The sequence below is a fragment of the Pseudomonas mandelii genome, assembly GCF_002251635.1.
Lineage (GTDB): Bacteria > Pseudomonadota > Gammaproteobacteria > Pseudomonadales > Pseudomonadaceae > Aquipseudomonas > Aquipseudomonas mandelii_B.
Genome location: NZ_NMOJ01000141.1, coordinates 1 through 10872, shown reverse-complemented (window position 1 = coordinate 10872; position 10872 = coordinate 1). Strand labels below are relative to the sequence as shown.

Sequence of the window (10872 nt, the reverse complement as noted above, 5' to 3'; positions counted from 1 at the left end):
CACACCCTCGGGTAATAACAATAATGAGCCCAAGCCTGTCCGATACACCCGCGCTGTCACGGCGCGGCCTGCTTAAATTCAGCCTCGGCGCGAGTGCGTTTCTGGCCACGGCCGGATTGGGCGCGAGCCTCAGCGGTTGCTCATCGAGCATCCCGGCCAGTGGTTTCGCGATTCTGCGCAGCGGCGATTTGCTGTTTCTGCGGGCGCTGATCCCGGTGATGCTCGAAGGCGCCGTGGCGGCCGGGAAGATGCCGACGGCAGTCGATGAAACCCTGCACTGCCTGGATAACAGCCTGAATCACCTGTCACCGGAAATGCTCAAGCTCACTCAGCAATTGTTCGATGTGCTGGGTATGGGTATCACCCGCGGCCCGTTGACCGGGATCTGGGGCAGTTGGGAAAACGCCAGCAGCGAGCAGATTCGGCACTTTCTCGATCGCTGGGAAAACAGTTCGTTGAGCCTGTTACGCATGGGGCACAGCTCGTTGCTGCAACTGGTGATGATGGCGTGGTACACCCGCGCGGAATCGTGGGTGCATTGCGGGTATCCGGGGCCGCCCACCGTTTAAGACTGAGTCGACCCTATCGCGGGCAGCCACGCTCCCACTTTCGCACCTCAAAACCTGTGGGAGCGGGCTTGCCCGCGAAGGCGTCAGATGCGTCACAACCGAATCCAAAACAATAAGAGAACCTGAGAATGCCCGTACCCGACCCGTTTCGCGAAGGCATGGCCCGAGGCTGGAAAACCTACGACGGCTCGCNCTTAGGCAACGACCTGACCCTGGAAGCCGATGTGGCGATTATCGGCAGCGGCGCCGGTGGCGGCACTACCGCCGAGATCCTCAGCGCAGCCGGCTACAAGGTGTTGCTGATCGAAGAAGGCCCGCTCAAAACCAGCAGCGATTTCAAACTGCTGGAAGACGAGGCCTACGCCAGCCTGTACCAGGAGGGCATCGGCCGCATGAGCAAAGACGGCGCGATCACCATCCTGCAGGGCCGGGCCGTGGGCGGCACCACGCTGATCAACTGGACGTCGAGCTTTCGCACGCCCGAGCCGACGCTCGAGCATTGGGCCAAGGAGCATGACGTCAAAGGCCACAGCCCGGCCGAGATGGCGCCGTGGTTCGAGAAAATGGAACAACGCCTGGGCGTCGCGCCGTGGTTGGTGCCACCCAACGCCAACAACGATGTGATCCGCAAAGGCTGCGAGCAACTCGGCTACACCTGGCATGTGATCCCGCGCAACGTGCGCGGGTGCTGGAACCTTGGCTATTGCGGCATGGGCTGCCCGGTCAACGCCAAGCAGTCGATGATGGTCACGACCATTCCCGCGACCCTGGAAAAAGGCGGTGAGCTGCTGTACCTGGCCCGCGCCGAAAAACTTTCGATCAAGGACGGCAAGGTCACGGGCCTGCAATGTGTGGCGATGGACGACCGTTGCGTGGCGCCAACCGGGCGCACGATCACGGTCAAGGCGCGGCATTACGTGCTGGCGGGCGGAGGGATCAACAGCCCGGCGCTGCTCCTGCGCTCGGAAGCGCCCGATCCGCACCAGCGGCTGGGCAAACGCACGTTCCTGCACCTGGTAAACTTCTCCGCCGGGCTGTTCGACGAGGTCATCAACCCGTTCTACGGTGCGCCGCAGTCGATCTATTCCGACCACTTCCAATGGCTGGACGGCACTACCGGCAAAATGTCCTACAAGCTGGAGGTGCCGCCGCTGCACCCGGCGCTGGCCTCCACCCTGCTCGGCGGTTTCGGCAAGGAAAACGCCGGGCACATGGAAAATCTGCCCCACACCCACGCGATGCTGGCGTTGTTGCGCGACGGCTTCCATCCGGACAGCCCCGGCGGCAGTGTCGAATTGCGCGGCGACAACACGCCGGTGCTCGACTATCAGGTTTCACCTTATGCCTGGGACGGCTTGCGCCGGGCCTTTCACAGCATGGCCGAGATCCAGTTCGCCGGCGGCGCCAACGCGGTGATGCCGATGCACGCCGACGCGCGCTACGTGAAAACCCTGGCCGAAGCGCGCACGTTGATCGACGGTTTGAGCCTTGAGTTGCACCGCACAACACTGGGCAGCGCCCACGTAATGGGCGGTTGCGCCATGGGTGAAGACCCGAAAAACGCGGTGGCCGACAGCCTCGGCCGGCATCACCAATTGCGCAACCTGTCGATCCACGATGGCTCGCTGTTCCCCACCAGCATTGGCGCAAACCCGCAATTGTCGGTGTACGGATTGACGGCGCAACTGGCGACTTCGCTGGCCGAACGTTTGAAAAACCCATGAAAACGGAGAATATTCCAATCGTCTATAGTGCTTTCTTACCCAACAGGCGACTTGGCCGACCGGGAAGGCTGCGATACCATCCGGTTCCCCAACGGACTCCGCCAGGACGACGCGATGAACCGAGTGTTGTACCCAGGTACCTTCGACCCGATTACCAAAGGCCATGGCGATCTGGTCGAACGCGCCGCGCGCCTGTTCGATCATGTGATCATCGCCGTCGCTGCCAGCCCGAAGAAAAACCCGTTGTTTCCCCTGGAACAACGAGTGGAGCTGGCCCGCGAGGTCACTAAACATTTGCCGAACGTAGAAGTCGTCGGCTTCTCGACGCTGCTCGCGCATTTCGCCAAAGAGAAGAACGCCAATGTGTTCCTGCGTGGCCTGCGTGCAGTGTCGGACTTCGAATACGAATTCCAGCTGGCCAACATGAACCGTCAACTGGCGCCCGACGTGGAAAGCCTGTTCCTCACGCCGTCGGAGCGTTATTCGTTCATTTCCTCCACATTGGTCCGTGAAATCGCTGCGTTGGGCGGCGATATCACCAAGTTCGTCCACCCTGCGGTGGCGGATGCCCTCACCGAACGCTTCAAGAAGTAACGACCGCTCAAGCGGCGCCCGCGTGCACTGCGGGCGCCAATGCGGCACAATTGCGCGCATTGGTTTATTGCGCCCTGGCTGACAGCCCTGGCNGGAGTTTCCATGTCCCTGATCATCACCGACGATTGCATCAACTGCGACGTCTGCGAACCCGAGTGCCCGAACGCTGCGATTTCCCAGGGCGAAGAGATCTACGTGATCGACCCCAACCTGTGCACCCAGTGTGTCGGCCACTACGACGAGCCTCAGTGCCAGCAAGTGTGCCCGGTGGATTGCATTCCGCTGGATGAAGCCCATCCGGAGACTGAAGAGCAGTTGATGGCGAAGTATCGGGTTATTACCGGCAAGGCTTGAGTCTGGTCGTTGCAGCGTCTGTGCCGGCCTCATCGCGAGCAGCTCGCTCCCACAGTTGATCGCGGTCTAATGTGGGAGCGAGCTTGCTCGCGGTCTAATGTGGGAGCGAGCTTGCTCGCGATGAAGCCATCAGGTACATCGAAGAAGTAACTGACTTCACTCCCGCTGCTCAAACCCCTCCCCGATACACCCCAGGCACCGCACAAACGCAGCCCTCGCCGGATCAACCACCAGCGCCTGTCCTGCATCGCCAATACCGCCGCCCAAGGCAGTGAACGGCAACGACACCACAAACGCCCCGGCACCGATCACCGTCGCCACGACCAGCAAGGGTCGGGCGATCAGCAAGTCGCCGAGCATGGCGTAGGCCGGGGGATTCTGGATGGTGTAGCGCGGGTCACCGCTGCCGCTGCCGCTGCTTGCCGCCAGCGCTGGCGCACCGACGCTCAGCAGCAGCGCAACAACAAGGGTTCGAAACGAATTCATGGCACGGTCCTTCGGCTAGGCAGTGAGAACACTGACTATAGACCGTCGGACGTCTCAGCTCTGGCAGCGTGGGCAAAAGACGCTGGCGCGCTGCCCCAGCTTCACTTCCCGCAGCTCGGTGCCACAGACTTTGCACGGTTGACTGCCCCGGCCGTAGACGAACAATTCCTGCTGGAAATACCCCGGCTGCCCGTCACCCCCAATAAAGTCGCGCAACGTCGTACCGCCACGCTCGATAGCGGCAGCCAGAATGCGTTTGATCTCGATCGCCAGCTTCAAATAGCGTGCCCGGGAAATGCTCTTGGCCTCGCGACGCGGGTCGATGCCGGCGGCGAACAGCGCTTCGGTCGCGTAGATATTGCCGACGCCGACCACCACCGCGTTATCCATGATGAACGGCTTGACCGCCATGGATCTCCCCCGAGACAGCTGGAACAGNCGCTCGCCATCAAACAGGTCGGTCAACGGCTCGGGCCCCAGGCGCATCAGCAACTCGTGGTTGTGCGGGTCGTGGCTCCAGAGCATCGCGCCGAAACGCCTGGGGTCGGTGTAACGCAGGGCCAGGCCGGATTCGAGTTCGATGTCCACATGCTCATGTTTGAGTGCCGGCGAACCGACTTCCACCATGCGCAGGTTGCCCGACATGCCCAAGTGGCTGATCAAGGTGCCCACTTCGGCATTGATCAACAGGTACTTGGCCCGCCGTTCCACCAGCACGATACGCTGGCCCGACAGGCGCACATCGAGGTCTTCAGGAATCGGCCAGCGCAAGCGACGGTCACGCACGATCACCCGGCTGACGCGCTGGCCTTCCAGGTGTGGCGCAATCCCGCGGCGAGTGGTTTCGACTTCCGGCAGTTCAGGCATGGTGTTCTCGCATCAGGGTTCTCGAATAAATGAAGCCGCTGATGCTCAGTGGTGAGTCCTGAGGTCACGAATCGTTTGCTTGAGGGTCTCGAAGTCGTAGTCCGAGAGGCCGACATAATCGAGCACCAGATGCCCGATGCTGTTCCACTCATGGTCTTCGGTCTGANTACCCAGCACACGGTAAGACGAGCAGATATGCTCGGCCATTTTCAGGATCGCCAGCAGGTTTTTCAGTTGCGGAGTGCGCGACGACTCATCGCTGAAAATCGCCAGGGCATTGTGGTGGTTGGCGATGGCGTCGGTCACATGCTCCGGCAGGCGCCAGGACTTGGCGGTGTAATAACCGACGACTGCATGGTTGGTGTTGAACGCGTTGTTCTCGGTGTCGACCACCCGGCAGTCGGGGCCGGCGTTGGCGTAGGCCTCTTCCAGCACCGTCATGTAGTTGGGAAAACGCTTGAGCATCANNGGCACGCCGCAGTCGTGGAACAGCCCCAGTGCATACGCTTCGTCGCCGGCCTGGGCGCCGATGCGCTTGGCCAGCGTCAGGCAGGTCATCGCCACGTCCTGAGCNGTATCCCAGAAGCGGTTGAGGGTGACGATGGTGTCGTCGCTCATCTCGCCCTTGATCGACTGCGCATTGATCAGGTTGATGATCGAGCGGCTGCCCAGCAGGTTCACTGCGCGCTGGATCGAGGCGATCTTGTTGCTCAGGCCGTAATAGGGCGAGTTGACGATCTTCAGCAGCGCACCGGACAAGCCTGGGTCTTGGGAGATCAACCGCGCGATCACTTCCAGGTCCGGGTCGGGCATGTACTGCTCCATCTGCAAATCCACCATGATTTGCGGTTGAGGCGGCACGCTGATGCCTTGCAGGGCCTGTTGGATCTGCTCGGCGGTCAGCTCTTGGGACATAAGTACACACTCTGGGCCAGGCGCAGATTCTAGCTTCTAAAAGTTGGATCCGACACACCGGCCGACACATTGGCGAAAGTTTCATTTCTGCATAGCATTCGAAATCGCTTTCGCGGGCAAGCCTCGCTCTTACAAGTCATGCGCTAACCCTGTGGGAGCGAGCCTGCTCGCGATGGCGTCATCAGCGTTTCATCGCTCGCCCGGCCCGCCACCACACTCAACACGCTATACTCCCGCTCTTTTTTCCGGAGCGACGTCATGTCCCTGCCAAGCCTGCGTCTCAAAGCCAACGCCGATCGTCGTTTGCGCAACGGCCACCTGTGGGTCTACAGCAACGAAATCGACGTGGCCGCCACACCTCTTCATGGCTTCCAGGCAGGCGACCAGGCCATCCTGGAAGCGGCCGGCGGCAAGACCCTGGGCATCGTGGCCATGAGCCCGAACAACCTGATCTGCGCACGCCTGCTGTCGCGCGACATCAAGTTGCCCCTGGACAAGTCGCTGCTGGTGCACCGCATCAACGTCGCCCTGTCGCTGCGTGATCGCCTGTTCGACAAGCCGTTCTACCGCCTGGTCTACGGCGATTCCGACCTGTTGCCAGGCCTGGTAGTCGACCGTTTCGGCGACATCCTGGTGGTGCAGATCGCGTCGGCGACCATGGAAGCCCACAAAGAAGACGTGATCGCNGCGCTGACCCAAGTGCTCAAGCCAAGCGGCATTCTGTTCAAGAATGACTCCGCCGCGCGCGACGCTGAAGGCCTCAACCGCTACGTTGAAACCGTGTTCGGCCTGGTGCCGGAGTGGGTAGCGCTGGAAGAAAACGGCGTGAAGTTCGAAGCCCCGGTCATCCAGGGCCAGAAGACCGGCTGGTTCTACGACCACCGTATGAACCGCGCGCGCCTGGCCCCGTATGCCAAAGGCAAACGCGTGCTGGACCTGTACAGCTACATCGGCGGCTGGGGCGTGCAAGCTGCAGCCTTCGGCGCCAGTGAAGTGTTCTGCGTCGACGCCTCCGCTTTCGCCCTCGACGGTGTTGAGCGCAACGCCGCGCTGAACGGCGTCGCCGAGAAAATGACCTGCATTGAAGGCGACGTCTTCGAAGCCCTCAAAGAGCTGAAAGCCAGCGAAGAACGCTTCGACGTGATCGTCGCCGACCCACCGGCCTTCATCAAACGCAAAAAAGACATGAAAAACGGCGAAGGCGCCTACCGTCGCCTGAACGAGCAAGCCATGCGCCTGCTCAGCAAGGACGGCATCCTGGTCAGCGCATCCTGCTCGATGCACCTGCCGGAAGACGACCTGCAAAACATCCTGCTGACCAGCGCGCGCCACCTGGATCGCAATATCCAGATGCTCGAACGCGGCGGCCAGGGCCCGGATCACCCGGTGCATCCGGCGATTGCAGANACCCGCTACATCAAGAGCATCACCTGCCGGTTGCTGCCAAACAGCTGATGACACCGGTTTGACGGGGAGCCAGATGGCTCCCCGTTTTATTATCTGTTATTGAATTCCGCTCAAACTTCCTACACTTGCGATCCTACGGACTTGCAGGACGTTTCGCTGCGCCTTTCACTATTTAACATTTGACTGACAAAACTTGTTCATAACCAAGATCGATCTGACGAAATTACTGGAAGTTTCCTACCCAATATCGCCTTGATAAGCGCTCATTACACTCTATGATTGAGCGTGTCACCACGAAGTGACACTTACTTTCAATTACAAGGAGTTCAAAATGAAAGCAATTACTCTGGAAGCTAACAGCATCGCCAATCTGGCTTTTCTGGTTGCCCCTAAAGCCCGCTAAGTAAATGAGACGCTGGGGAGTGCCGGCTACCCAGCGTTTTCTATGGCATTGCCCAGAGCGAACCCCCCATCATGCAGATCAGCCCTCATTTATTCATACTTCCTCGCACGCCCGGCCAAATAGTCTGGGATTACAAAAACCACAAGCAGTTTGAACTGAACCTGAAGTATTCCACTCGACTGGCCGAACTTATCGACAATCCCGAAAAGTTCAACGAACTCAATACCATTGACACTCAGCTACTGGGTGCTGGAATACTGACAACGGCAATAACAGATATTACCGAGTGGGGCTGGGACGAACTGTCGAAGATATTCCATATCGGCACCAAGAACATTCCTTGCGAACACATTCCGCAAAACATTAATGAATGGTCAAAACAATACCTTGATCATTGCACCGACGTACTGAGCACGCCTTCACCGAAAGCCAGGCGCTCGGAACGCCTGGGATGCGAGCTGATTACCCTGCCAAAACCTTCCTGCCTGCCGGAAGGCTCCCTGGCAAACGCCTTGGTCAATCGGAAAACCTGCCGCACCTTCACGGGTGAAGCCGTTTCCCTCGAGGCCGTCAGTACGTTGCTGTACCTGTCCCTCGGCTATCTGCATGAGCGCGAAAACGACGTCGACGAAAGCATCGTCGAAGGCCTCGGCGCCCGGCGCAGCAGCCCGTCCGGTGGCGGACTGAATGCCTGCGAAGGCTTTTTGCTGGTGCAAAACGTCAGCGGCCTGCCACCCGGTGTCTACGCCTATCACCCCACCGGGCACTCACTGAGTCTGGTTAATCCGCTGCCTTCCCAACCCTTGGGACAACTGATGAGTGGTCAACACTTCATCAATAACCTGCCCGCAGGCCTGTTCATCACCAGCCGATTCGACAAGCTGTGGTGGAAATATGAACACTCGCGGGCGTACCGAATGGCCTACGTCGAGGCCGGCCATATTTCCCAGACCTTTCAACTGGCGGCCACCTCGCTGGGATTGAACACCTGGCTGACCGGTGCATTGACAGATGATCGGGTCGAAGCGCTGCTTGGACTTGAGAACAGCGCAGAGCAACCGTTGTTCTTTGTCGGCTGCGGCCAGAGCGACGGGCAAGTGATGTGCAAGGAGTTGAAAGCGCTGCTGAGCAATCGGGGGGCGGAACAATGAGCGAGCCCCTCATCGACCCTGCGTCAACCCCAGCCTCATGGGCCCATCGCTTCACCCTTGGAGACTGGAACACCCGAGCCTCGGTGCGGGTCAGCGAACACACCTACCAATTGCCACCGGACCTGAAACGGCAACTGGAAACCCGCCACTGGTTTGCGCCGGAGTTTCTGCCTTACCTGAATCATCCGGCAATCAAAGCAGCCGGCAGAGCAGTCGCTCATCGTCTGTCCGCCAACCATCTGGTGTATTTCCTCGACTACACCACCCTGCTCGAACACCGGATCGTCAACCGCTCCGTGGAAACCATCGTGCACAACGAACTGGGGGTTTCCATCCCCCCACGGATGAAAACCGCCGCGCTGCAGCTCTACACCGATGAGGCTTATCACGCGCTGTTCTCCAACAGCCTCGCCGAGCAGATTGCCGATATTTACGGCATGACTGAACGCCCGGTCCTGCCCCAGCGGATCGCCCGGCTGAACGCCCTGCTCGACCGCACGCCGGACAAGCACAAAGCACTGGCGTGGATTCTCGTCGGCTTCGTTTCGGAGACGATCATCGCCAAGGAACTGCTCGACGTTTGCCGCGACACGCTGGTGAGCAGCGTTCAGGAAATGCTCAGGGACCACCTGGCCGACGAGGCACGGCACAGTCGCTACTTTTGCGAAGTGTTCCATTATCTGTGGCTGCAATTGAGTTGCGGCCAACGCACATTCACCGCCAGGTCGCTCCTGGAAATCCTGCTGCTTTTCTTTGAAGTCGATGAACGCTGGCTTGGCGAAAGCCTGCGCAGTGCCGGCCTGAGTGAAGCGTCTGTCGCGCAGATCCTGGGTGATTTGACCGGCGAGCAAGCACAGCGCCTGCGCGCCCGGTCGGGTGCAGGGGCGACGCTCAATGCAATGAAAAAAGCGGGGTTCTTCGATCTGCCTGCCAATCGGCAACTGTTCTCCAGGGCAGGGCTGCTCGATGAATGACGGAAAACAGGTAGCCCGGGGCGAACAACGTGCCATGGTCATTCTGTTGATGACCATGACGCTGCTCGGCGTCTTTCCCCTGGATGTGGTGCTCCCCTCCTTTCCCGATCTTTCTGACTACTTTCGGACCTCACCGTCCGACATCGCCCTGTCCGTTAGCGTGTTCGCCATTGGCCTGGCGTTGTCCGTGGTGTTGGTCGGCCCCTTGTCAGACTTGTGGGGGCGCAAAAAACTACTGCTGGCCGGTATCGCGATTGCGGTGGTCGGAGCCACAGGGTGTGTGGTGTCCAGCGAATACAGCTGGTTTTTGTTCTTCCGGGTGGTCCAGGCCGTTGGTTGCGGGTCCTTTGTCCTGTCACAGGCACTGGTTCAGGATCTGTTCGTCGGCAAGGAGCAGGAGCGAATCAGAATCTGGATGGTGACCGGCGGCGGGGTGTTCATTTCCATTTCGCCGCTGCTAGGGACGTGGTTGCAATTACAGCTAGGCTGGCAGGGCAGCTTTTATGTGTTTATCAGCCTGGCCATCATTGTCTGGTTTAAAGCCTTTTTTCTGCTCAGGGAAAACCCTCACCTTCATACCACCGCACATGAACGTTTTTTCAGCGCTTATTGGCGGCTGTGTTCGGATATACGATTCATGGGGTATTGGTTGATTTCAGCCTTGGCCTTTGCCTGCCATTTTTCGTTCATCGTCATTTCACCGATCATTTTCATGGAGCGGCTGGCGTTGTCGCCTTACGCATTTGCCTGGGCGTTGTTGCTGTATGGCGTGGCCTATGTGTTTGGCGGGATTGTCGCCAGCGCTCTGCACCGGCACCTGCAGGCCAACACGCAAATAGTCATTGGCCTGGGCCTGATCGCTTTGTCAGGGCTGGTCATGCTGTGGTTGGCGGATCAGTTCGGGCTCTCTGCGGCAGCGGTGCTGATACCCATGCTGATCTGTACGGCGGGCACCACCATTGCCAGGCCCATCGCCAACTCCAAAGCCATGAGTCTCTACCCACAGAATGCCGGAACCTCGACCTCGGTCGGCGGCGTGCTTATTTTCATGTGCGGCGGTGTGATCAGCGTGGTGATCAACCTCGCTTCCGAAGACCTGACCACGGCGCTTGCCCTGTGTTTCCTGTCCTTGAGTGCCACGGGTCTTGGCCTGAATGTCTTGATTACACGACGGCATCTGGCGCTGAAGACGGGCTGAAACCTGCCAGTCGTCATCCCGCACGTTGCGCCAGCGCCGGATCAACGCTTCCCGGCATTCCCTCCTGACGCCAGCCGTGTAGAATCGCGACATTCATCGCCAGTCATCCCCCGGCGGGTTTATGAGCTCNAGCCCAAGCACGCGGCGATCCCGCGACGCGAGTGGCAACTTTTGGACACGCGGCCATTTCTGAGTGTTCCAGACGTCAATAGAAGCTCACTCCCCTTTAG

11 protein-coding genes are annotated in these 10872 nt (G+C 59.5%); 8 read left to right on the top strand and 3 right to left on the bottom strand.

Annotated elements, in window-relative coordinates; genetic code table 11:
• Positions 1-23: 23 nt before the first annotated feature.
• From B7L09_RS19095 to B7L09_RS19080, 4 genes are all read left to right on the top strand, one after another.
• Positions 24-569: a twin-arginine translocation pathway signal protein gene (locus B7L09_RS19095; protein WP_094470160.1), complete on the top strand. Its 546-nt coding sequence runs from the start codon at positions 24-26 to the stop codon at positions 567-569.
• A gap of 128 nt (positions 570-697) precedes the next feature.
• Positions 698-2293: a GMC family oxidoreductase gene (locus tag B7L09_RS19090; RefSeq protein ID WP_094470159.1), complete on the top strand. Its 1596-nt coding sequence runs from the start codon at positions 698-700 to the stop codon at positions 2291-2293.
• A 114-nt stretch (positions 2294-2407) separates the two neighbouring features.
• Positions 2408-2887 carry a pantetheine-phosphate adenylyltransferase gene (gene coaD / locus B7L09_RS19085; protein ID WP_007945531.1) on the top strand — a complete coding sequence of 160 codons (480 nt, stop codon included), beginning with the start codon at positions 2408-2410 and terminating at the stop codon, positions 2885-2887.
• Between the two features lie 102 nt (positions 2888-2989).
• A complete protein-coding gene (locus B7L09_RS19080; protein WP_048722619.1) occupies positions 2990-3241 on the top strand; it encodes a YfhL family 4Fe-4S dicluster ferredoxin in 252 nt (83 codons plus the stop codon).
• A 156-nt stretch (positions 3242-3397) separates the two neighbouring features.
• Here the strand turns inward: B7L09_RS19080 and B7L09_RS19075 are convergent, their stop codons facing one another.
• The 3 genes from B7L09_RS19075 to B7L09_RS19065 all read right to left on the bottom strand — a co-directional run bounded on the left by B7L09_RS19075 (position 3398) and on the right by B7L09_RS19065 (position 5455).
• Positions 3398-3727, bottom strand: coding sequence for a multidrug transporter (locus B7L09_RS19075; RefSeq protein ID WP_094470158.1), 330 nt, complete (start codon positions 3725-3727; stop codon positions 3398-3400).
• A gap of 54 nt (positions 3728-3781) precedes the next feature.
• A complete protein-coding gene (mutM, locus tag B7L09_RS19070) occupies positions 3782-4594 on the bottom strand; it encodes a bifunctional DNA-formamidopyrimidine glycosylase/DNA-(apurinic or apyrimidinic site) lyase (RefSeq protein WP_094470157.1) in 813 nt (270 codons plus the stop codon).
• A 45-nt stretch (positions 4595-4639) separates the two neighbouring features.
• Complete coding sequence (locus B7L09_RS19065; protein WP_176457732.1) at positions 4640-5455, bottom strand: HDOD domain-containing protein; 816 nt, start codon at positions 5453-5455, stop codon at positions 4640-4642.
• A gap of 312 nt (positions 5456-5767) precedes the next feature.
• Between B7L09_RS19065 and B7L09_RS19060 the strand changes: the two genes are divergently transcribed.
• The 4 genes from B7L09_RS19060 to B7L09_RS19045 all read left to right on the top strand — a co-directional run bounded on the left by B7L09_RS19060 (position 5768) and on the right by B7L09_RS19045 (position 10642).
• Positions 5768-6964, top strand: a complete 1197-nt coding sequence (locus tag B7L09_RS19060) for a class I SAM-dependent rRNA methyltransferase (protein WP_094470155.1) — start codon at positions 5768-5770, stop codon at positions 6962-6964.
• A gap of 426 nt (positions 6965-7390) precedes the next feature.
• Positions 7391-8470: a SagB family peptide dehydrogenase gene (locus tag B7L09_RS19055; RefSeq protein ID WP_094470154.1), complete on the top strand. Its 1080-nt coding sequence runs from the start codon at positions 7391-7393 to the stop codon at positions 8468-8470.
• Complete coding sequence (locus B7L09_RS19050; RefSeq protein ID WP_094470153.1) at positions 8467-9444, top strand: diiron oxygenase; 978 nt, start codon at positions 8467-8469, stop codon at positions 9442-9444. Before B7L09_RS19055 ends, B7L09_RS19050 begins: the two co-directional genes overlap by 4 nt.
• Complete coding sequence (locus B7L09_RS19045) at positions 9437-10642, top strand: MFS transporter (RefSeq protein WP_094470152.1); 1206 nt, start codon at positions 9437-9439, stop codon at positions 10640-10642. Before B7L09_RS19050 ends, B7L09_RS19045 begins: the two co-directional genes overlap by 8 nt.
• Positions 10643-10872: the final 230 nt, after the last annotated feature.

What these genes read in the sequence shown, in the direction of transcription:
- B7L09_RS19055 (WP_094470154.1), top strand. Translation starts at nt 7,391, where the DNA reads ATGCAGATCAGCCCTCATTTATTCATACTTCCTCGCACGCCCGGCCAA.
- B7L09_RS19075 (WP_094470158.1), bottom strand. Translation starts at nt 3,727, where the DNA reads ATGAATTCGTTTCGAACCCTTGTTGTTGCGCTGCTGCTGAGCGTCGGT.
- coaD (WP_007945531.1), top strand. Translation starts at nt 2,408, where the DNA reads ATGAACCGAGTGTTGTACCCAGGTACCTTCGACCCGATTACCAAAGGC.
- B7L09_RS19045 (WP_094470152.1), top strand. Translation starts at nt 9,437, where the DNA reads ATGAATGACGGAAAACAGGTAGCCCGGGGCGAACAACGTGCCATGGTC.
- B7L09_RS19080 (WP_048722619.1), top strand. Translation starts at nt 2,990, where the DNA reads ATGTCCCTGATCATCACCGACGATTGCATCAACTGCGACGTCTGCGAA.
- B7L09_RS19095 (WP_094470160.1), top strand. Translation starts at nt 24, where the DNA reads ATGAGCCCAAGCCTGTCCGATACACCCGCGCTGTCACGGCGCGGCCTG.
- B7L09_RS19050 (WP_094470153.1), top strand. Translation starts at nt 8,467, where the DNA reads ATGAGCGAGCCCCTCATCGACCCTGCGTCAACCCCAGCCTCATGGGCC.